The organism is Paenibacillus sp. RC84 (genome assembly GCF_041260495.1).
GTDB lineage: Bacteria > Bacillota > Bacilli > Paenibacillales > NBRC-103111 > Paenibacillus_F.
Map to the genome: position 1 here is coordinate 275,749 of NZ_JBGBYL010000007.1, position 22,299 is coordinate 298,047.

General features: G+C 45.7%; 20 protein-coding genes and 2 pseudogenes. 19 read left to right on the top strand and 3 right to left on the bottom strand.

Annotated features, from left to right (window positions below):
* Window positions 1–41: 41 nt before the first annotated feature.
* Together ABH899_RS17705 and ABH899_RS17710 are read left to right on the top strand one after the other, a co-directional pair.
* Window positions 42–1,493, top strand: coding sequence for an MFS transporter (locus tag ABH899_RS17705; RefSeq protein ID WP_369998828.1), 1,452 nt, complete (start codon window positions 42–44; stop codon window positions 1,491–1,493).
* A gap of 72 nt (window positions 1,494–1,565) precedes the next feature.
* Window positions 1,566–2,777 (top strand): macrolide family glycosyltransferase, encoded by a 1,212-nt coding sequence (locus ABH899_RS17710; protein ID WP_369998831.1) that lies wholly within the window; start codon window positions 1,566–1,568, stop codon window positions 2,775–2,777.
* A gap of 360 nt (window positions 2,778–3,137) precedes the next feature.
* Here the strand turns inward: ABH899_RS17710 and ABH899_RS17715 are convergent, their stop codons facing one another.
* Complete coding sequence (locus tag ABH899_RS17715) at window positions 3,138–3,983, bottom strand: AraC family transcriptional regulator (protein ID WP_369998834.1); 846 nt, start codon at window positions 3,981–3,983, stop codon at window positions 3,138–3,140.
* A 389-nt stretch (window positions 3,984–4,372) separates the two neighbouring features.
* Here ABH899_RS17715 and ABH899_RS17720 point away from each other — a divergent pair, with 389 nt between their 5' ends.
* Window positions 4,373–7,537 (top strand): hybrid sensor histidine kinase/response regulator, encoded by a 3,165-nt coding sequence (locus tag ABH899_RS17720; protein WP_369998836.1) that lies wholly within the window; start codon window positions 4,373–4,375, stop codon window positions 7,535–7,537.
* 141 nt (window positions 7,538–7,678) lie between these two features.
* On the opposite strand, the gene ABH899_RS17725 is transcribed toward ABH899_RS17720, so the two are convergent.
* Complete coding sequence (locus tag ABH899_RS17725) at window positions 7,679–8,581, bottom strand: LysR substrate-binding domain-containing protein (protein WP_369998838.1); 903 nt, start codon at window positions 8,579–8,581, stop codon at window positions 7,679–7,681.
* A gap of 266 nt (window positions 8,582–8,847) precedes the next feature.
* Between ABH899_RS17725 and ABH899_RS17730 the strand changes: the two genes are divergently transcribed.
* The 15 genes and pseudogenes from ABH899_RS17730 to ABH899_RS17800 all read left to right on the top strand — a co-directional run bounded on the left by ABH899_RS17730 (window position 8,848) and on the right by ABH899_RS17800 (window position 21,215).
* A complete protein-coding gene (locus tag ABH899_RS17730; protein WP_369998841.1) occupies window positions 8,848–10,335 on the top strand; it encodes an SLC13 family permease in 1,488 nt (495 codons plus the stop codon).
* A 17-nt stretch (window positions 10,336–10,352) separates the two neighbouring features.
* Window positions 10,353–11,591, top strand: a complete 1,239-nt coding sequence (locus tag ABH899_RS17735) for a 2,3-bisphosphoglycerate-independent phosphoglycerate mutase (RefSeq protein WP_369998843.1) — start codon at window positions 10,353–10,355, stop codon at window positions 11,589–11,591.
* Between the two features lie 384 nt (window positions 11,592–11,975).
* Window positions 11,976–12,698: a CPBP family intramembrane glutamic endopeptidase gene (locus tag ABH899_RS17740; protein ID WP_369998846.1), complete on the top strand. Its 723-nt coding sequence runs from the start codon at window positions 11,976–11,978 to the stop codon at window positions 12,696–12,698.
* Window positions 12,699–12,911: 213 nt separating this feature from the next.
* The gene (locus ABH899_RS17745) at window positions 12,912–13,421 is read left to right on the top strand and encodes a P-loop nucleotide/nucleoside kinase family protein (RefSeq protein WP_369998849.1); all 510 of its coding nucleotides are present in this window, start codon (window positions 12,912–12,914) and stop codon (window positions 13,419–13,421) included.
* A gap of 61 nt (window positions 13,422–13,482) precedes the next feature.
* Entirely contained in the window at window positions 13,483–13,830 is a 348-nt protein-coding gene (locus tag ABH899_RS17750; protein ID WP_369998852.1) for a VOC family protein, read from the top strand.
* Window positions 13,831–13,915: 85 nt separating this feature from the next.
* On the top strand, window positions 13,916–14,131 hold the full coding sequence (locus ABH899_RS17755) for a hypothetical protein (protein ID WP_369998854.1): 216 nt from the start codon (window positions 13,916–13,918) through the stop codon (window positions 14,129–14,131).
* Between the two features lie 235 nt (window positions 14,132–14,366).
* Window positions 14,367–14,768 carry an Rrf2 family transcriptional regulator gene (locus tag ABH899_RS17760; protein ID WP_217558613.1) on the top strand — a complete coding sequence of 134 codons (402 nt, stop codon included), beginning with the start codon at window positions 14,367–14,369 and terminating at the stop codon, window positions 14,766–14,768.
* Window positions 14,769–14,835: 67 nt separating this feature from the next.
* A pseudogene (locus tag ABH899_RS17765) lies at window positions 14,836–14,925 on the top strand (transcriptional regulator); the annotation flags it as partial.
* A 148-nt stretch (window positions 14,926–15,073) separates the two neighbouring features.
* Complete coding sequence (locus tag ABH899_RS17770) at window positions 15,074–15,712, top strand: ThuA domain-containing protein (RefSeq protein ID WP_369998858.1); 639 nt, start codon at window positions 15,074–15,076, stop codon at window positions 15,710–15,712.
* A 58-nt stretch (window positions 15,713–15,770) separates the two neighbouring features.
* The gene (locus tag ABH899_RS17775) at window positions 15,771–16,241 is read left to right on the top strand and encodes a DinB family protein (protein ID WP_369998861.1); all 471 of its coding nucleotides are present in this window, start codon (window positions 15,771–15,773) and stop codon (window positions 16,239–16,241) included.
* 139 nt (window positions 16,242–16,380) lie between these two features.
* The gene (locus tag ABH899_RS17780; protein ID WP_369999059.1) at window positions 16,381–17,826 is read left to right on the top strand and encodes an MDR family MFS transporter; all 1,446 of its coding nucleotides are present in this window, start codon (window positions 16,381–16,383) and stop codon (window positions 17,824–17,826) included.
* 139 nt (window positions 17,827–17,965) lie between these two features.
* Window positions 17,966–18,865: a methyltransferase domain-containing protein gene (locus ABH899_RS17785; RefSeq protein ID WP_369998863.1), complete on the top strand. Its 900-nt coding sequence runs from the start codon at window positions 17,966–17,968 to the stop codon at window positions 18,863–18,865.
* A gap of 54 nt (window positions 18,866–18,919) precedes the next feature.
* Window positions 18,920–19,831, top strand: a complete 912-nt coding sequence (locus tag ABH899_RS17790) for an NAD(P)/FAD-dependent oxidoreductase (protein WP_369998865.1) — start codon at window positions 18,920–18,922, stop codon at window positions 19,829–19,831.
* A gap of 173 nt (window positions 19,832–20,004) precedes the next feature.
* On the top strand, window positions 20,005–20,418 hold the full coding sequence (locus tag ABH899_RS17795; RefSeq protein ID WP_369998868.1) for an RrF2 family transcriptional regulator: 414 nt from the start codon (window positions 20,005–20,007) through the stop codon (window positions 20,416–20,418).
* 134 nt (window positions 20,419–20,552) lie between these two features.
* Complete coding sequence (locus ABH899_RS17800; protein ID WP_369999062.1) at window positions 20,553–21,215, top strand: nitroreductase family protein; 663 nt, start codon at window positions 20,553–20,555, stop codon at window positions 21,213–21,215.
* 225 nt (window positions 21,216–21,440) lie between these two features.
* Here the strand turns inward: ABH899_RS17800 and ABH899_RS17805 are convergent.
* Window positions 21,441–21,801, bottom strand: a pseudogene (locus tag ABH899_RS17805) (winged helix-turn-helix transcriptional regulator).
* Window positions 21,802–22,083: 282 nt separating this feature from the next.
* Here ABH899_RS17805 and ABH899_RS17810 point away from each other — a divergent pair.
* On the top strand, window positions 22,084–22,263 hold the full coding sequence (locus ABH899_RS17810; protein WP_369998871.1) for a hypothetical protein: 180 nt from the start codon (window positions 22,084–22,086) through the stop codon (window positions 22,261–22,263).
* Window positions 22,264–22,299 lie beyond the last annotated feature (36 nt).

A 22,299-nucleotide genomic window follows, 5' to 3' on the forward strand; every position in this document is an offset into this window, starting at 1 on the left:
TATGGTTGTTATTTACAATAAAGTCATTTATTTAGGGGAGGATGAGGAAGACAACGAACTCCAATCAGACTGGGATTTTCGATATTCCGTACAGGGCGTTGACGATCGGTATTATGCTGGTTCTGACAACCGTAGCTTTCGAGGGACTGGCTATTACGACAATTGCCCCGAAATTGGCACAAAGCTTGCAGGGCATTCATTTATACGGTTGGATCTTCAGCGCATTTTTGTTATCTCAGCTTGTAGGGACCTTGGTCATGGGGCAGCAGGTTGACAAGCGCGGCGTTTTTACATCCATGCTTGTGTCTTTTAGTATTTTTGTGCTAGGCACCGTGGTTCCGGCCGTTTCTTTCGATATGCACATGCTTATAGCCGGAAGAGCTCTTCAAGGTTTTGGGGCGGGAGCCCTGATCACCTGTGTTTATGCCAGTGTAACGTTACATTATCCGGATGCTCTTCGTACTCAAATCTTAGCGGCATTCTCCATGGCATTTGTCCTGCCTTCCTTAATCGGGCCTTATGTGGCAGGGCTTATTGCCTCCTATATTTCGTGGCGGTTTGTTTTCTGGATCGTTTTGCCCTTGCTTGTATTGGCATTAAGTTTAACATTCCGCTCTTTCCGTGATCTGCAGCTCCGGCAAACTCTGACTGGGCCAGCCCAAATTGGTTCAGCCCAAACAATCGGCTCGAAAGCTATCCATGCGATTCTGCTTGCCATTGGAACGGGGCTGCTGCTCGCCGGACTCGGTATGATAACCGATTGGAAAGGAATTCTGCTCACTTTTGTCGGGTTATTCGTCATGATTCCGCTAATGCGAAAGCTGCTGCCCATAGGCACTTTTTCGGTGAAAAAAGGGTTGCCCGCAACTCTGGTTTCCAGAGGGCTGTATGTCGCTTGTTATTTTACAACGGAGAGCTTTGTGATCTTGGCACTAACCGAAGTGAAGGGGGTCTCGGCAGAGTTTGCAGGCCTGCTTGTAGCCGCAGGCTCTTTGAGCTGGTCTGCCGCAGCGTGGCTGCAAGCCAAGCTTGATGCAAGGGATCAAGGTCGTGGCCGAAAGCGCAGAGTCATGCTGGGAATCGGGATTATGATCGCCGGAACTGTACTTGTGATCCTGGCCCTTATGTTGTCGGGCGGCGGAATTATACTCATCCTGCTCTCGCAAATGATTACAGGATTCGGTGTCGGCTTAGCCAACCCTACAACCGGGGCCATTGCTTTACAACATGCCGATCCTGGCAAAGAGGGAGAAATGTCCGCGACTCTCCAATTCGTGGATTCCTTCTATATGGGAGTGAGCATTGGAGTATGCGGCGCTTTAATCGCCTTGGCCGAAACTTTACAGTGGGGCATATCTGCCGGGGTTTTGGTGGTGCTAACGCTCCAATTAGTCTTTGTCTTGATAAGTTTCTTAGCATCTTTAAGAATTACAGAACTCGTTCATCAAGAACATCATCCGATGAGCCATGCGAAGGACAAGCTTCCCATGTAACGGATAACGGATACGTCGTAATAAAACCATCATGAAGAGCGGGGGAATTTATTGAATTCGGAGGTGGAGTAGATGGCGCGTGTGTTAGTTGTAATTACTCCGGCTGAAGGCCATGTGAATCCGTCGTTAGGATTAGTCACTCAGTTGACGGACAATGGCGAGGAAGTTGTCTATGTGTGCACGGAGGAGTACCGTTCCCGAATTGAACAAACCGGAGCCCAGGTACTTACCTATCCCTTTCCGCAAGATGCTTTTTCTCATGATCCAGTGTTAAAACCGCAGGAGTACATGCATCCTTATCCGTTCATTTATATGATGGTAGGCGGTATCATTCGGCGGTTGATCCCCGAGGTGCTTCGAGTGATAGAAAATCAAAGGTTCGATTATTTGATCTTTGATTCCCTGATGGGCTGGGGAGGGACTATTCTTGCAGAGAAGCTGGGAATTCCTGCGGTCTGTTCGATTGCCTCTTTTGCTTTCGTAGAGCCTTTGGGAAATGACCAAGGTTTGAATGGGGAGGAGACGGACACGAAGGAACTGTATGAGGCCACGATGAAAATAACGCGTGAGTTAGCCCGAGAGTTTCAAGTGAGTATTCCGGCCATAGAAGAGATTCCGGCACATGCAGGTCGGTTAAAGCTCGTGTATACAAGCCGTTATTTTCAACCGCAGGCGGAAAAGCTGGACGACAGTTTTATTTTCGCCGGTCCTTCGATCATACCGCGGAAGGATGCTCCGGACTTCCCGTTCGAGCTGCTTCGTGAACGATTCCCGCAAACCGTGTACATTTCCATGGGAACCATTTTAAATAAAAACTTGGATTTCTATCGGCTTTGCTTTGAAGCATTAGGGGATTTGCCGGTGAATGTTGTTCTATCTTCAGGAAAATACACGGATATGGAACCGTTGGCGGATCGAATTCCTGATAATTTTATCGTCAAACCATACATTGCGCAATTGGACATGCTGCAGCATACGGATGTTTTTATTACGCATGCCGGAATGAACAGTACCAGTGAGGCGCTTTATTACAACGTTCCGTTGGTGATGATTCCATTAACGTCGGATCAGCCTCTTGTCGCCAATCGGGTACAGAAGCTGGGAGCGGGTATCACATTGGATAAGCACAACCTCAGCCCATCAGTTTTGAGAGAGGCATTGGCGGAAGTACTAAGCAATCCGCTTTATAAACAGCAGGCTTTCCTCATCGGTGAATCTTTACGGCAGGCCGGCGGATATAAGCGTGCCGCCGATAGGATTATGAATCATTTTGCGAAGGTTTAATCCACCTATTCCATACTCGAATGCACGTTTTTTGGACTCGATAAGGAATTTCATGCACGATAATCCGCGCTTTCGATACATCTGCTGAACTGCCTGCAGTATGATGTTTGGGACCGAGATCACATCGTTATCGACACAGCATATCAAACTGTGGCCGAAAGCTTGATGACGTTAATTGAACTGTTGGATCGGGAACGCAGAAAAGGTTAATTGATTGAGCTAGCGAGGATATGAAAGAAGATTTTTTTGTTCTAACAATGCAAGTTCTTGTCCCGAGCTGTGGACAAGAACTTGTATTCATAGCCGATTAGAAACGATTGTCGCGTTCACTGATCGCTTCCTTTCGCCGCCTTACATTCATTATTTAATCGGTATCCAGATTTGGGGCGGGTGATTAGGACCTGGATATACTTCGAGTTCGGGTATACCCGCATGCTCATAAGGATTCGAAGGGAACCATTCCGAAATAATCTGTTTCCATAGACTCTGCATACTCGCTGGCAGGGGACCTTCCACTTCAAATACACTCCATTTGGAAGAAGGAATCATGAGTGTGGATAATCCTTCTGGTACTTCACCATCATAAGTTGTAGCAATCCAATATTCCATTTGTTTCTCTTGGATTTCGTTCTGATCCACACAGACTCCAAGTAATCCTTTAATAACACCATTATTCAAATGAAATAAACGATCTTCTGTACCGCTCGTATACGCTTCTTGCCACATGTTCGGAATTCCTGATAAATGTTCTCCATCTACATAAGAGAAAGATTTCTTTATCCCCACTAACGAAAACCCAGCTTGTTCAACAATTTTGTAATTCATCGGTTCTGCTCCTTTTAAACTTAATTGAATAACCAAACGATTATACGACTTGACAGAGGTAGTATTCTTGCGTGCCTCACTAGGTGTGATCCCGTGTTGCCTACGAAAAGCTTTGGAAAAAGATTCAGGAGTGTCATAACCATACCTGTGTGCCAAATCTATGATTTTGTAATCACTTTGTAAAAGCTCATTTGCCGCCAATGTTAATCGTCTCCGTCTGATATATTCTGCGATAGTAACATCAGTTAATAAGGCAAAAGTACGTTGAAAATTAAAAGGAGAAAGATGGACTTTCGCCGAAATCTGCTCAATCGTCATATCTTCGAGCAAATGGTCTTCCATATATTGAATGGCTGTTTGCAATGATTCGATCCAGTTCATACGCTTAATCGCTCCTTGATTTCTATAATAGATGAATACGGATCTGAGAGCCTGTTATTTTGTGCTTTGATTTGTCCGGTAGAAGGCAATGATGAGAAGAACAACCGGAAGGCAGCAATTTCCTTCGTTTAAGATGAATCAAGACCTTGCTTTTAATAAAAGAGAAGTTTAATTAGAGGCCATTCGATAAAGATGGCACAGACCATTTCCATAAAGGAATGAGCAAAGGATATTTTGCTCATTCTTTTTTATTTCAATATAAAAAACTAAAGTTTGCTAAGCAAGTATAGCTGTATAATAGAAACAAGGAAATTCCTGGCATGAAGGAAAATATGAGTTATTGTCTACATAAATGTTTTAGATGAGAATGAATAGGAGAGGTATATTTCTTGGCAAATCATTCATCCAAATACCAAATAAAGAAGAGCACTATGCTGGTAATGCTAGGATTGTTATTGATTCTTTTATCCGGTTCGCGCATTTTGTGGATGGAAATGTTTCGTGATCAAAAACATGAGCCGATTAAAAACGGGCAATTCGATTTGCGCAATTGGAATGCAGAAGACGGGGAAATTGTTTTACTTGATGGGGAATGGGAGTTTTATCCCTCACAACGGCTGATGGATGGTAGGCAGCTACAAGGATTTGGCGAGAGTAAGCCAAGGCTTATTCAGGTTCCGGGAAGATGGAATGAAGCTTTGCATGCCGGGAATTCAACTCCATACGGATTCGGTTCTTATCGCTTGCGAGTATATGTAAATCCGGAAAAGGACCTGAATTATAGTATTCGTGTGCCCAGCGTACGCACTGCATCAGAATTATATGTAAACGGTCGATTACTTACTAAATCCGGACAGGTGGCGACAATAAAGGATGAATATATTTCGAAGGATCTACCTTATTCTACAACCTTTACAGCAGATGACAACGGTGTAATCGAACTCGTCATTCAGGCGGCAAATTATGTGGATAGTCGAAGCGGGGGCATTGTCCGATCCATTAAATTTGGTTCAGAAGAAGCCATTGCCAAAGAGATGAAATCTTCCATTTTTATGCAGTTTTTGGCAGCGATTATATTTATTATGCATGCTGTCTATGCACTTATTTTGTATTTACTAGGAAATAAGGAAAAGAAGCTGCTTTATTTTAGTTTGCTTGCATTATGTGTAACGATCACGAGTGTCTTTAGTACGGATGAGAAGTTGTTCCATCAGTTATTTTACATTGGAAGTAATTGGGATTTCAGGCTGACTAATATTGCTTTCGTTATTGCAGCATATGCTTTGCTCCAGTGTACGAATCATCGCGAGCTTCCATATTGGCGTAGGATGTACCCTGTCTATAAAGTAATGAATCTAGGGACTGCTGGCATCACTTTGTTTTTAGATCCAACTCAAGTGATTATGCTTTTTCCTGTTTATTATCTATTAGTTGGTATTGCTGGAGTTATCACGTTGATTACAATGTTTAAAAAAGTAATTAAAGATTTAAAGAGCAATCTTTTACTGCTTTTCTCTTTTCTTGCGTTGATGAACCATTCTCTTTGGTCGTTAATCTTGCTGGATAGCGGTTTAAGTCTTGTCTACTATCCGTTCGATATGATTATTGCGATGGGTTGTTTAGCCTCTGAATGGTTTAAGGGTTACTTTATCATGCATGCGAACACCAAAGAGCTTGCTGCAACCTTGCAAAGAATGAATGACCATAAGGATCAATTTCTGGCAAACACTTCGCATGAATTTAAAAATCCGCTTCATAGCATGCTTAATATGTCCCAATCCGTTTTAAAACGGGAACGGCATTTGTTGCAGGAAAGGAGTATCAAAGAGCTTGAAACTATTTTATCTGTAGGACGTCGAGTGACATTGATAATAAATGATTTGATTGATGTAATGAGTTTACGGGAGGGCAATCCACGGATACTGAAAAGAGTCCTATTTATTCAGCCGATTGTGACCGGCGTGCTTGATATGTTGCAATTAAATGCAGAAGTGAAGTCTGTACACATTGCAAATCAAATTCCTGAAGATTTTCCTCCCGTACATGCGGATGAGAACCGGGTTACTCAAATTATTTTCAATTTACTTCATAATGCAGTGAAATATACGAATGATGGGGACATTTCGATTCGAGCTTTTGTGAAAGAGGAGCGAGCCTATATCGTTATTGCGGATACCGGGATCGGAATGGATGAGAACATGCTTAAGCGCCTATTCCGTCCGTATGAGCAAGCCAGCACGAGTGAGACCATGATTGAAGGCGGCTTCGGGTTAGGTTTGAGTATAAGCAAACAGCTGGTTGAGCTTCATGGAGGTACGTTAGTTGTGTCCTCTGTTGTAGGAGAAGGCTCAACCTTTAAATTTTCATTAAAGCTAGCAGACTTGGAGGTGGAGGAAGAGAATGATAGGACGAGTTCACTTGAACCATTCCCATTACGATCCATGCCGATTCAAGAAAATGCCTGGATAAACGGGGAAAAGGCGGATATCCCGTCGGCTGTGAAACCAACCATCTTATCAGAAGTGCATCGCGATCGTCCGCACTTATTAATTGTTGATGATGATCCTATCAACCTTCAAGTGCTTGAAACCATTCTACCGCCAGAAGAATATGAGGTGACGCTGGTAACGAGCGGTAAAGAAGCACTAGCAGTGCTGGATACCAAGGAATGGGATCTAGTCATCTCTGATATTATGATGCCGCAGATGTCCGGTTATGAGCTGACACGGATCATTCGTAAGCGATATACACTCACTGAGCTCCCTATTCTGCTCCTTACCGCAAGAAGTCAACCGGAAGATATTCAGAGTGGATTTTTGGCGGGGGCAAACGATTATGTGACGAAGCCGGTGGAGGCCATAGAAATAAAATCACGGATCGAGGCACTGACAACGATTAAACAAGTCATTCGTGAACAATTGCAATTAGAAGCTGCATGGCTCCAAGCGCAGATTCAGCCTCATTTTTTATTTAATGCATTAAATTCTGTCATAGCTTTAAGTGACATTAATTTAGATAAAATGAGTAATCTGCTCCATGAGCTCAGTAATTTTTTAAGAAATAAATTTAAATTCGAAAATCCGAATGGACTTGTTCCGATTGAAGAGGAGCTAAGTCTAGTGCGCTCTTACTTATATATCGAAAAGATCCGTTTTGAAGAAAGGCTGCAGATCATTTGGGAGATAGATGACTATGGGGAATTGAAAATCCCATTTCTCACGATCCAGCCTCTCGTTGAAAATGCGATAAGACATGGAGTTATGAAGCGCACCCGCGGTGGGAAGATTGTTATTAGGGTTTCTGTCTATGTCACGCATGCAGAGATAGCCGTTGAAGACGACGGGATTGGAATGGACAAAGATCAATTACAAAGAATACTGGAAAGAAAAGCAGACAGTAGTTCGGGAGTCGGATTGATTAATACGGATCAGCGATTAAAACGGCACTTTGGAACAGGACTCGAAATACATAGTACGGTAGATACAGGGACAAAGGTAACTTTTCGTGTGCGTAACAGGTCAAATAGTGGAGATACGATAGACCCGTTAAGCTGAACCGTATCGCAAATAGTAGTATAGCGGATGAACCGGGTAGGCTGCTGCTTGCCCGGTCATTTTCAACCTTTGCGATATCAACCAAGCGGAGCCGGAAGAAACAAGCCAAAGACTGCTATCGCACTTCGGTTGCTTCGCCTTTTAGTTGGAATTTACGTCATAGAATTGATCTAATAATGAAACAAGTTGTTTGGCCGCAGGAGAAAGATGTTTTTGACGATGATAGACATAACAGATCCCCCTGGTGAAGGTAACCCCTTTTACGGGTATTTTGACGATTAATCCGTTTTTAACTTCTTGTTGAATGGCAAAGTTAGAAACAATCGATACGCCAAGTTCATGAATGACCGCTTGTTTAATTCCTTCCAAGTTACTGATTTCAAGATATTTGGGTGGAGTAAACCCTAATTCCTCAAACTTTCCTTCCAAGTAACTTCGCGTGGCCGATTTGTCAGGTTTTATAATGAACGTTTCGTTGGCCAAGTCCTGCAGGGTACATTCCGGCTTTGAGGCAAGCGGATGCAGAGGGTTGACAATAAGGACAAGCTCGTCCTCGTAAAAAGTTTTACTTTCAAAACGGGATTCATCCATCAAAACCCGATCAGACAGAACAAGAAATTCAACTTTATTAGATTCCAACATGTGAATAAGATGGCTAGAAGAAGTAATGCTCATGTTGATTTTAATATTTGGAAACGTTTTGGAATAATTGCGCAGGATCATGGGGAGCAGATAGACACCCACAAAATTGCTCGCACCGAAAGATAATGTACCATAGGATAAGTCTTCCAACTGCCTGATATGATCTTTAGCTGAATGCAGCAGGTTGATCATTTGCTCTGCATAAGGCTTGAACTCCTCGCCTTGTTTCGTCAGGTAAAGTTTTTTGCCGATCCGGTCAAAAAGTAAAACCCCCAACTCCGCCTCAATGCTTTGAATTTGCATGCTTACGGACGGTTGGGAGCAATAGAGCAATTCGGCCGCTTCCGTAAAGTTCAAGCACTCGGATAGAGTGATGAACGTTTGCAGTTTGCTGAAGTTCATGGACAGTTCACCTTTCAAGGAAATTTTATTATAATGATTTGTTATTGTTTATCAAATATAATCAAATTGATTGATACAATTATCGTTACTATACTAAAAATGCAAACGAAAATAAATAAAAGGATGGCGATTCAATGAATGAATGACGGTTGCCAGAGAGACGGGAATGATAACAAGATGGGATGATTACATGAATAAAATCAAATGGATTCAAGAAAGATATTATCTATTATGAAAGCGTTATCATTAGATGGGGAGGGCACAGGATGTCCGAGATCAAAGGGAACTTAGAAAGTGATGACAAACAGACACCGATCAAGAAAAAGAGCAAGATGGAAGAAGGCATGAAAAAGTGGGGGATTCCCCTGGCCATAACGGTCGGATTGCTGCTTTTCTTTATGCCGACGCCTGAAGGCATGAGCGCGCAAGCCCAAAGTTCCATCGCCATATTCACCGGAGCGCTCATTCTTTGGATTACTACCCCGATTCCTATTTATTTGACCTCCATTATGGCCATTTTACTGCTTCCTCTAGTCGGAGCTGTTAAGGATCAATCGGTCGCGTTCGGAACATTAGGGTATGACGTCATCTGGTTGATGGTCTCCGCGTTTATTCTCACCGCTGCTATGATCAAGTCGAATTTGGGCAGAAGATTATCGTTATGGATGGTCACAAAGTTCGGTAAGACGCCGAAAACGACGTTATTCTTATTGATTGTCATCAATTTTATTCTCGCCTTCTTCGTTCCTTCCACTACGGCTAGAGCTACACTTATGGTTCCAATTTGCCTAATATTGTTGGAAGTCTACAAAGCGATACCGGGTAAAAGTAACCTTGGCAAGACGATGATGCTTCAAGGGATTCAAGCAGACGCGATCGCGACATCGGGTGTCATGACGGCTACTTCGGGAAACATTATCGCAGTCGGATTCATTAATGATCAAGCAGGTGGCAACATCGGCTACATGGATTGGCTTCTGGCCTCTATGCCCACTGCGATCGTTACGATGCTCATCACATTCTTCGTGGGATTAAAGCTGTTTTCATTCAAGGATGAAAACAATTTCACAAGCGCGATGGATACACTTAGGGATGAGTTAAAGAAGTTGGGTTCGTTCTCCCTGGATGAAAAGAAAGCTGTGGCGATCTTTATTTTTACTGTAATTCTATGGGCGACCGGTGACTACCACAAGGCTTGGTTTGGTTTCGAGATCAGTACGGAACAAACGGCCGTCCTTTCTGCGCTCCTGTGTCTCTTACCCCGAGTCGGTTTGCTCACATGGAAAGAGACCAACATCAAATGGGAGCTGATGATTTTCGCGGCAGGTGCCTACGCGGTCGGTAATGCGCTGGATAAATCGAAAGGCGCAGAATGGATCATCGGCAAGGTCGTAGACGCTCTGAGATTAGAGCAGATGAACCATGCTCTGGTATATATCGTGGTGGTGTTCCTCAGCATGTACAGCCATCTTATCTTTACAAGCAAAACCGTAAGAGTGACGATATTGATACCGGCATTCATCGCACTGGCCAAAACGCTCGGAATGGACCCTGTCCCGCTAGCTTTAGCCGCAGCCATGACCATGACGTACACGATTACGCTTCCGCCGCATTCCAAGGTGAATACCATCTATTTCGGGACAGGCTATTTTACCGTATTGGATCAAGTGAAATATGCGGTCGTGACATGCTTTATCGGTGCTTGCGTGATCAGCTTGGCCATATTCACCTGGTTTAAAGTAATCGGAATATAGAATAGTAGGAGGATACCATGCTGCAGAGAAAAGTTATTTTAGCCATTGCTGACGGGGTAGGAGACCGCCCCCACCCATTGCTTAATCATGAAACGCCGTTGGAATTCGCGAAGACGCCCCATTTGGACAAGCTAGCTTTGATGGGCATTTCTGGCATGATGGATTTGATCGGTTCGGGAATTCCCGTGGGGACGGATATGGGGCATATGATTTTATTCGGCTACCAGCCGCATCATTATCCCGGACGGGGACCGATCGAAGCTTTGGGAATCGGAATGAATGTTCAAGCGGGAGATGTCGTACTGCGGTGCAATTTCGCCACGGTGGACGACAACGGAATCGTTGTCGATCGCAGAGCGGGACGGATACGGCAGGGAACGGATGAAATCGCGGATGCGATCGACGGTTTGGAGCTTCAAGGGGTAAAGGTGTATTTTAAACCGGCAACGGAACATCGGGCTGTACTCATCCTGCGGGGTGCCGGATTGAGCGAAAATATCAGCGATTCGGACCCTAAAGCGCCGAACGATGGATGTCCCTATCAAGAGGTGCAGCCGCTGGACGATTCCGCGGAGTCCAAGAGAACGGCATCAATCCTGAATAAGCTTCTTTCTAAATTTCACGCCATCTTATCGGATCATCCGGTCAATGCAAAACGTATCGAACAGGGCAAACTGCCCGCCAATTTTATTCTTACCAGGGGAGCCGGGAAGATGGCTCGTCTTGAGCCGATCACAGATGAATTAAATATCAAGGGAAGCTGCATCGCAGGAGAAAGTACGGTTCTCGGCGTTGCACGGCTGGCCGGCTTTAAAGCCATCACGGATAGCAGTATGACAGGAAATATGGATACGAATATTGAGCTGAAAGCTAAACTGGCGATCGAAGAAATCACCCGCAGTGACATGGTTTTGGTCCATTTCAAGGCGCCTGACCTAAAAGGTCACGATAATGAACCGCTTGAAAAAGCAAAAGCGATCGAGCAGTTCGATAAAATGGTGGGGCTTATCGCTCAGGGACTGCCTGAAAACACGTATCTCGCATTGGCTGCCGATCACTCAACGCCTTGTGAGGTAGGGGAACATACCGGCGACCCCGTTCCGATTCTGATCTGCGGGCCTAGCGTTCGAAGAGACCGGAATTGGCGGTACAATGAAATTGATTGTGCTTATGGTGGGTTAGGACATTTAACCGGAAATGAATTTGTCCGAACGCTCCACAGTCTTATGGGCCGAGTAAAAAAACTGGGGAATTAGCTATTTCATCATCCACATAGCTTAGTCTACTTCAAAAAAACTTTAATCGTTATCCAAGAGAGGCTGGGAATTTTCCCAACCTCTCTTTTTGATTATCGGTTTGAATGGCGTACGATCCAGGACAATCGGGAGATTGACACCATTTCGTTTACATACCTGTTAGGAAAGGAGTGTGTCAAAAATTCGCATCCAATCAAAACCTTAGAGATGACATGGAAACTTTTTCCTTGTTTATACGTAAATAAAGCACAGCTCCAAGAAGTCGGCTCATTTCATTCACAGCAAATCAACCCACATCAGTAAGTTGTCCCTTGCAAATGCCTCAGTTCCAAAAGAACAGTCATGCGAGAATAAATCAATAGATGAAGGGGATGGAGTTTTGTTATGTTAGGCATTATCGTGATTATACTGTTGTCATCGTTCTTGCTTCGCTTCACGATTAGGCAGCCGTTGTCCGTACTAGGGTACAATCCAGTTGGTTTGCGCCTGCGGCAATTTGGAATTGCTTTACTGATTGGACTGGTCGTTTGTGTGGTTGTCAAATGGTCAGAGTCTTTGATTACGTCAGCGGGCTGGGAAGTAAACTCCGGCTATCAATGGACTGACTTTTTCACTGCCGGTTGGTGGAGTTTTAAGTCTGTTTGGTTTGAAGAGCTGCTATTTCGAGGAGCACTGCTCGTTATACTGATCCGTTGGCTTGGTGTTCGGTTGGGAATTGTTCTTTCGGCAGCCGCGTTTGGGGTTTATCATTGGTTCTCGCATGGTTTGTTCGGCAACATCCCCGTCATGTTCTTTATGTTTGCAACTACTTTTGTGATGGGACTGGTGTGGGCGTATGCATACTCAAGATCGGGTTCCATGGCGATCGCGGCGGGTAGCCATCTTGGCTGGAACGCAACTTCGGCAATCCTATTCTCTGACAGTCCTATTGGCGATCAATTGTTTATTCCGTTTAAAGGTGCCGAGTATGTGCCGCTCACGGGCTTGCCGTCGCTGTTGTTCTTTATCGCTTCGAACACGGCGTTACCCTTAATACTTTTTTTCTGGATCAAGTACAAGATACGAAATCGACCCGGGGCGAAACTGCATGTTTCCGATTCGGTTTAAACTTATAGGGTCTTTGCTGTTCAGTTTTGCATGAAATACTATTGACCTGAGTTTATCGATCGATACGTTTTGAAACATAGACCACCGGATGTCGGTAACTAAATTTGTACGCTAGGAAAATAAAGGAGTAGAATAAGAAAATAAAACATAAGACCCAGAACGTGAACGAGTACCTCAAGTTATACTGATGTTGCTGTGAAGGAGGAGAGCTTTATGCTCTATATCTTTAGCGGGTTGCCAGGCACCGGGAAGTCCACGCTATCATCCGCTCTGGCTAGAGAGTTACAGGCGGCGTATCTGCGAGTCGATGTCGTGGAGCAGGCTATGCGGGTTGCCGGAACTTGGGACGATGGACCTGCGGGTTACATCGTGTGTTATGCGATTGCATCGCAGAATCTCCGGCTGGGCCTTGACGTCATAGCAGATACAGTCAATCCTATCCATGAAACGCGTCAAGCTTGGCGCAACGTGGCGGAATCTCTTGAAACTCCGTTTGTGGAAATCGAAGTGATCTGCTCTGACGATCGTGAACACAGGCATCGAGTCGAATCGCGTGCAGCCGATATACCTGGTTTTGTGCTACCTACTTGGGAGAAGGTCAGGAACCGGCAGTATGATGTTTGGGACCGAGATCACATCGTCATCGACACAGCTCACCAAACTGTGACCGAAAGCTTGATGACGTTAACTGAACTGTTAGATCGGGAACGCAGAAAAATTTAATTGATTGAGCGAAACGTAAACGGATAGTTAAAAATCTGATAACAGACAGGAGTTGGATACGATGATAAAAGGTTTCGGCGGAATATTTTGGAGAGCTAAGAATCTTGAAGTTACAAAAAAATGGTACAGTGAAGTATTGAAGATTGAAATAGAAAATTGGAATGGGACTGTGATAAAACCCCAATTAGGAAATGAGACTATCTTTTCTTTCTTTACCGAGAATGACAGTTATTTTCCAACAGAACAACAAGTGATGTTAAATTTCCAAGTACATAATCTAGACGAGACTATCAAGCATCTTGAACATATTGGTGTACCTCTTGCAAAGAAAAAAGAGAGTAATGAGTTTGGAAAGTTTATTTGGATTGAAGATCCTGATGGTCGACTGGTCGAGCTTTGGGAGAAATAACAAGTTGTAATTCATTTGCTGTTGTTCTGGTGATATTACGATGCTGAATTTGTCGAAAAGCACTCAAGGTCTAGGTGCGTCTGCAATGACACTGTTGTCGCTTGGCAACCCGTACGAAAGCTCGGGGCTTGCAGTTTACGGAAAACAGGAGCCAAATACAACAGCCGGGATCAAAGTGCTGCTCAGCCGACTGGAAGCCGGCGGCCTGTTGCCAATGACAACGGATCAAAGCACGGTTAGTGATAATTCACTCAATAATAATAGGCCGCGCGCAGCGCGGTTTTATTTTTGGACCTGTTGAAGTTACTACCTATTCGCCGGAGGACTCTATTTGACTTTTTCGTACAGAAAATGCACGGTACTCATTTTTTATCTGCATTAAAATGTATTTTGAAGGGAGAAATAACGAGTTTGGTTGGACAGGATGAATAACGCCACGGAATAGACCGAAACAAACCTTCGCCTGCTGAAACTTGACGTAATGAATCATAATAGTTATTATAGACTTGTTAAGTCTGTGTTTGAGGTGATTATGAATGAAGTACTCCAAGGCTACCGATTATGCCCTCCATACGATGCTCTTTCTTACTGCGGCGACTCCCCAAAAACCAATAGGTGTACAGCAGTTGGCGGAGCGGCAAAGTGTTTCCCCCACCTATTTGTCCAAAATACTGACCAAGTTGGTGAAGGCGGGCATGATTGAATCGATAACGGGGGTAAATGGCGGCTATCGACTCAAAAGAAATTGGGAAAATATTTCGTTCCTAGATATTATTCATGCGATTGAAGGCTCGGCCTCCTTGTTTGATTGCAGTTTCGAACATGGACCAGGATGCCCGATTCAAAAGGTGGTATTATCGGCAGAAGAGAAGATGGAAGAACAGTTGAGAAATCAGAAAATGTCTGATCTTGTGCGGGAACTGAATATAGTCATATAATCTTTCTTTTTTTAGGTCTATTAAGGATATTAACAGTCCTTAAAATCTATAATATCGATTTATAACGGGCATGATTGAATCGATAATGGGGGTGAATGGCGGATATCGACTCAAACGAAATCAGGAAAATATTTCGTTCCTAGATAGTATTAATGCTTGAATCAGGAAGCGGGCGTGCCGCCGGATGTGTCTGCCGATCGTGTCATGAAACTTGTGATGGACCATAAGGCTTGCCTTGGCGAACAGCCGATCTTTCTGGATTATGAAGGACAAGATTGGCCTGACAAACGGAAGGAGAGGAGATTATGAATATGAAAGCCATTGCGCTTGGACAATACGAGGGAGCGAAATATCATCCTTTCGCGTATATCGATCACGAGTTACAATCCATATTTGAACATGTTATGGAGGTTGAATGTACGGATGATTACGCCGTGCTTCAGGAGGATAAGCTGGAGGGCTATGATCTGTTCATATCGTACGCGGATTTTTCGGATCTGGAGATACCCGAAGATCAGGTACAAGCGCTCATAGCGTATGTGAAAAACGGCGGGGGACTGCTAGTTATTCACAACGGTATCTCGCTGCAGCAAAGCAAAGAGCTCGAAAAGTTAATCGGCGGCAGGGTTACGGGACATCCGGAGTATACGTCACTGCCAGTTCGATATAATCAAGGGAGTCATTCTATTGTGGAGAATTTAATCGATTTTACGATAGATGAAGAACCTTTTCGGTTCGAGCTGAGTCCTCATGAATCAGCGGTTATACTTGCCGAATATGTCCATGATGGCCGGCGGTGGCCTGCTGCATGGGCACATACATATGGCTCTGGCCGTGTGGTATATCTGATGCCGGGGCATCATCTTCCATCTTTCCGGGTAGAATCCGTGCGTAAGCTGATTCGGAATAGCGGAATGTGGGCTGCCCGGAGGTTCGTAGAGTAGTTTAACCAGGTGGAGAAATCCCCCAATTAACTCCTATTATAAAAAGGGGAGCGCGAAGATGGACGTACTCAAAAGCCAGTATGAATTGATCCAACGCACAAGGGAATCATTATTTCGTTATTGCGAAACTTTTTCCCCTACAGATTATGTTAAAGAAGTTGAAACCTTAGGCGGAGTTTCTGTTCGCAGTCTGCATGCTCATATAGCCGATTGTTACCGGGTATGGTTGGGGAGTCGTGCACTCGGTAAATCACTTCCCAAAATAAAACCGGACTCCGTTGACAATGTACAGGAAATGCGTGAAGTTTTTAAGAAAACGGATGCTTTGGTCCATGAATTTCTGAATGAATTTAAAAACAAATGGGACCCTACCGTTCAAGCATCCTGGCAGAGTGACAGCGTAGAGTTAACCGAATTATGGCTATTTACGCACACCGTCACCCACGAATTTCATCATAGAGGACAAATTTTAAAAATGGGCAGGCAACTCGGGTATATCCCGCCGAAAATGAACCTCGTTAAACCTTAGTGATTTCATTAAAACGGAAACTGAATAGGAAACTGAATATAGGTACATAACACTTTTTTTTAAAGTAATTAAAGATAACCGGTATCTTTAAAATCTGAAATATCGAATTTTAACTGGGAGGGTGGAGAGTATGCAAGCAGTGACGACAGAAGCACGGCATAATGCGGTGCAAAAGTATAAAGTGATTCCGATCATGGTTTCCTTACTTTTAAGCGGATTTATTGGGATGTTTAACGAGACGGCTTTAAATGTAGCGCTCAGCGATTTAATCAATCTGTTTCATATCACCGCCGCAACGGCCCAATGGCTGACGACTGGTTACTTACTGACCCTGGGCATATTGATTCCGGTATCGGGGTTATTTCTTCAATGGTTTTCAACCAGACAATTGTTCACGGCCTCGCTCCTATTGTCTTTACTCGGCACAGCGGTGGCGACGGTTGCCCCGGGATTTGAATTGCTCATGATTGCACGGGTTATTCAAGCCGCGGGCGTAGCACTCATACTGCCGCTGATGTTTCACACCGTGCTGGTCATTATTCCACCCGAGAAGAGGGGGATGACCTACGGGCTGATCGGTCTTGTCCTTGTGGTTGCTCCCGCTGTCGGACCTACTCTTTCCGGTTTGTTGATCGAGCAGCTTAGCTATAACTGGATTTTCGGATTGTCTCTTCCCGTTTTGGCGTTTTCTCTTCTGTTTGGAATGCGATATATGCAAAATATTTCGATGATTACCAAGCCGAAAATAGATATCTATTCGCTTATCTTATCCACGCTTGGTTTCGGCGGGATTGTATTTGGTTTGAGCAGCGCCGGGGAAGGAGAAGGAGGAATTGGATCGCTTAAGGTCGTGATTCCATTGATTGTCGGCATATTGGCGCTTGTGATATTTGCGGTACGGCAATTGCGAATGAAGCAGCCCATGATGGATTTGAAGGCATTCAAACAGCCCATGTTTACGGTTGGCACGGTCATGCTTATGATTGCCGTAATGGTGATGATGGCAGCTATGCTTATGCTGCCCATGTATTTGATTAGAGGCCTCGGTCTAAACGCTTTTTCTGCCGGACTTGTTTTATTGTCCGGGGGGATTGTGAACGCGATCATGCAACCGATTATGGGCCGATTATTCGATAAATTTGGGCCAAGGTGGGTTGTTCCCGCAGGTTTGGCCTTGATATCCGTCGTGCTTTGGTTTCTCTCAGGAATTACGACAACGACGACAATCCCCCAAATCATTGTGCTTCATACCTTCTTGATGATCGGGATCTCCATGGTCTGGATGCCTTCGCAGGCGAATGGATTGAACCAATTGCCTCCTTCACTTTACCCGCACGGCAGCGCAATTATGAATACGGTCCAGCAGGTGGCGGGTGCGATCGGCACAGCGGTTGCGGTAAGTATCATGTCTGTGGGTATGAGCAGCTTTCTGAAACAAACGGCAGACCAGGGGGACCCAGCCAACGTGACGCTTGCTTTGACAGCGGGAGTACAACACGTTTTTGAACTTGCGATTGTCGTTGCGATTATAGGTTTCGTCTTCTCTCTTTTCATGAAGCGTGTTCACCTATCGGAGCAGAAATAACGACAGCTAACGGTAAAGGATTCCGCTGCGAAATTGCTGCGGACCGATGCCGCGATACCAAGGTTTGCGTCGATTGACTTCCGCTATCCAAGGGCTCCATATTAAGCCTTTATTAGGTGAAAAAAGGGTGATAAATACGATGAGAAATGAATTGTTTGATTCGGCGGTATGGGAAAAAGCATGGAAGGAAGATCCGTATACGGGAGTAAACAAGATGAAGAGGGCCGGCATCGATCCGGCGCATTCACTCGATTCAGCGGCTGAGTCGTTCAATAAAGAGGTGTTCAGCGAAGAAGGCAGGCGTAGGGCCAGACGGATTATGAACTGGCTAGAGGACCAGGGCGTTGAATTTTCGGGATCTTCTGTTCTGGATATAGGTGCGGCGTCGGGTGGCTTTTCCGTACCTTTCGCGGAGCGGGGAGCGGATGTAACGGCAGTAGAAACTTCTCCTACGTTGGTCGAGCTCCTGCAGCAAAATAGTTCGGGCTTGGCGAATGGAACGGTCAAGGTGGTGCACGAGCCTTTCGAAAACATCGATCTCGAGGCAAGGGGATGGGAGCGAGCCTTTGATCTCGTCTTTGTCTCCATGTGCCCGATTCTGGTCGATTGGGCCAGCGTGGAGAAGGTGCTGAGCTGCGCGAGAGCGTTCTGCTACATGAGTTTGTCGGTAGGTTCCAGGAAGCACAGCCTGGTCGACGAGGTATGGCCGCTTGTCACGGATCGCCCCCGAGAGACCGAGCATTTGGAGATGATTTACCTGACCCAATTACTGCTGCTAAAGGGATACTCGTATCAATCGTTGGTAACCGGGGAAATGAAAACAACGACAGTCTCCAAGGAGACGGCATTTAAAGATACGATCAATTGGTTGAAAATGTACGGTATCGAGACGGACGAGAGGGTTCGTGATATTGTCTCCCGTCATTTGGACACGCGCTATCCCGGCGAAGGAGTAGAAATCAGGCAAGGCGGCCGGTTCGGCAAAGTGCTTGTTCGTCTGCAAAATCAGCATATGTACGACAGAGAAGACAGGGTCTAGCCTGCAGTCGCCATAAATACCGAATAGCATACTAACGAGGAGGACTAAACAATCATGAACAAAGTGGATGTAGCGATTATCGGGGGAGGTCCCGCAGGTTTGAGCGCCGGACTTATGCTGGGACGCGCAAGGAAGCAGACGATCGTCATTGACGAGGGACGTCCCCGCAATGAGGTGACCCGGGAGGCGCACGGGTTTTTGACGCGGGACGGAATCAGCCCGGGTGAATTCCGACGCATTGCGCAGGAGCAGCTGCGCGTCTATCCGTCGGTTTCCCAGGCGGAAGATACCGTTGTGTCGATCTCGGGCGAGGACGGATCTTTCTTGCTCGAGATGGCCACAGGGATGAAGATCGCCAGCAAAAAGCTGCTGTTTGCCGCAGGCATGAAGGATCGCAAGCTCGAGATTCCTGGATTGGCCGAGGTCTACGGGAAGAGTGCGTTTGTTTGCCCGTATTGCGACGGTTGGGAATTAAGGGATGAGCCGCTGGTTGTCATTAGCAGAGGAGCGGCACTCATGCATTTCGCTCCATTGTTGTCGGGGTGGACAAAGCGGTTTGTCGTTTGCACGAATGGCCCCGATGAATTGAGCGAGGCTGAACGCGATGAATTGCGGGATCATGGTATTCCGCTATTCGATACGCCGATTCGTGCCATTTTATCCAGCGAGGGTATGGTGAACCATGTTGAGCTTGAGGATGGGACAGAAATTCCGTGTACGGGAATCTTCTTCAAGTCGGAACTGGTTCCGGGAACGGATTTGCCGCAGTCCCTTGGCTGCCGCACATCGGATACGGGGGTGATTGCAGTCGACGAATTTGGAAAATCCAGTGTCCCTGGCGTTTACGCAGCGGGCGACGCGTCTTCACTCATGCATCAATCCATTGCGGCCGCCGCATCCGGGGCTTTAGCTGCGGCAGCAATAAATGGAGAATTAAATCAGGAAGCTTGGCGGAAAACGCAGTAAATGATCCAACCATCGGCCGGCAGCTCTGGATTTTGTCCAGAGCTGCTGTTTTTTGGGAGCCACAAGTGTGCCCACCGTTGACGAATCTATGAATCTGCTGTATTTTCATAGAAAGTTACATATCCTATGTGGACATCCGTTTCCGGGGTACGCTGTAAACAGGAGGAGTTGTTATGATATCTAACCGGGGCAGCCAAATCGGTCCGCCGCGTTTCGCAGTTGCCGTGCATGCTTTGATTCAGCTTGCCCAATGCGAAGGAATGCTTTCCAGCGCGGCCATAGCCGGCTGTGTACAATCGCATGCTACCTTCCTCCGTAGAGTATTGGCGCAGCTCACTCACACCGGTATTGTCGAAGCGAGAGAAGGGCGCGGCGGAGGCTACTATTTGAAGCGCCGTCCGGATCAAATTACGCTGGCGGATATATTTATGGCCATCAAATCGGATTGCTGCGAACAGGGGGATGAACCCGATTGTGCCACAGGTCTGCAAATCGATGCGAAGCTCGAAGCGATTATGGGAGAAGTACAGAAGCAGACTGTCGAACTGCTCAAGCAGCATACATTAGCCGATTTGATTCAAGGATGATTTCCGGATTGCAATGTGAGCCGGAACGTTATATACTGTAATAAAATGGATTGCAGTTGTTCGTTCGGCTGCATTTTTATTTAAGATATACTGTGCCTAAATAAGGCACAGTAATTGTTGAGGAGGAGAGAATGATGTCCGTTTCACAACCATCTCTAACGGTGGAGCAGCAGCAGTTTTTCAACGTTATTAAGGATCGCCGGTCCGTCCGCAGCTATGATCCCGATGTCAAGATTTCGCGGGAGGAAATGAACGAAATCTTGCAGCAAGCGACGCTGGCTCCTTCAAGCGCCAATTTGCAACCGTGGAGGTTCCTCGTTATCGACTCGCCGGAGCTGAAGCAAAAGCTTTTTCCGATCGCGTATAATCAGCAGCAAGTGATCGAGGCATCGGCCGTCATTGCGGTGTTGGGAGATTTGGAGAGCACTAAATTGGCCGAAAAAATTTACGGAATGGCAGTTGATGCGGGTCACATGCCTGCAGAGACGGCTAAGTCGTTCGTGGAACGCTATCAAGGAATTTTTTCGAGTATGCCTCCGGAGACTATTCGCCGAATCGTTTCCATTGACGGTGGATTGATATCCATGCAGCTCATGCTTGTGGCCCGCGCCAAAGGCTACGATACGGTTCCGATGGCCGGCTACGACGAGGCCAAGTTTGTGGAAGCCTTCCATATTTCAGAACGATACGCTCCCGTTATGCTTATCGCCATCGGCAAGGCGGCGAAGCCGGGACATCCAACGTTAAGACTGCCGATTGACGATGTCACTTTCTACAACGAAATGCCCAAGGCATAAACCTATTCCATACGAAAAGACGCCAGGATTCAATGGGATCCCGGTGTCTTTTTTGTTTAGCCGAAGGTTTTAAAGGACAGCGCTTTAAGGGTATGTTTGTATGACACCAAATATGTTGGAGGATAAGAACATATAACGTAAAGAAGCCGCATGGTTGCGATTTTTTATTTTAACGATACAAGTTCTTGTCAAAAGACAGAAAACGGACTAGCGTAATGTCAAACGCTAGTCCGTTTCTGTTTGTTCATTTTTCTCCTTTATAAGCTGCTTTCGCCCGACATGGTCCACTCCCCATTGATGCAAGGTTTCCAAAATCGGAGACAGGCTCATGCCGTATTCCGTGATGGAGTATTCCACTTTCGGCGGGATTTGCGGATAAATGACTCGTTTAACGATCTCATCCTCCTCCAATTCGCGCAGATGGAGCGTAAGCATCCTTTGAGTGATTTCGGGCTCTTCTTAACTCATTGAACCGCAAAGGTTTACCTTGAAGCAAATGATAAAGAATAATCGGCTTCCATTTGCCGATGATCGAATCCAAAAATGGTCCTGTAGGTCTGTTGTCCGGCAAGAAAGCCTTACACATTCAAGCTAGTGGTTCCGTTTATTCGAAAGGTCCTCTTGCTACAGTTGAAATGGGATACAGCTATCTCATTCTGATTACTTATTGGGGTGCCCCGTTACCACAGGAAAAGAGGGCGCTCAATAGAGTTCCCTGTTCTGTTTAAAAGAAAACCGGCGGTTACAGATAGCGCGGTGAACCTTATCACAAGTAACGGCGAAAAATTGGGTGGAGCAGTTAATGTGGAATTGTTGAATATACGGGTCGCGGGCTGCTGTTGGCGATTTTACCGCGGCCGATTCGCCGTTGATAGTGGTATGCGGCAAATGGCTCGGTTATTCGAGCTGGAGTGTGTTCTACAGTTTGTTGTTGTACGCTATCATCATCGGCATCGTCGCCGCCAAGTTTGGCCTGCTGCAGAATACCACATCACTGCTCCAGTCGTTCGCCGTATTCGCGCTCATCCTGCCGATGCGGGGGCGATGAGTGCGCAAAGATATTTGATCGGCGGATGCTGGTAGG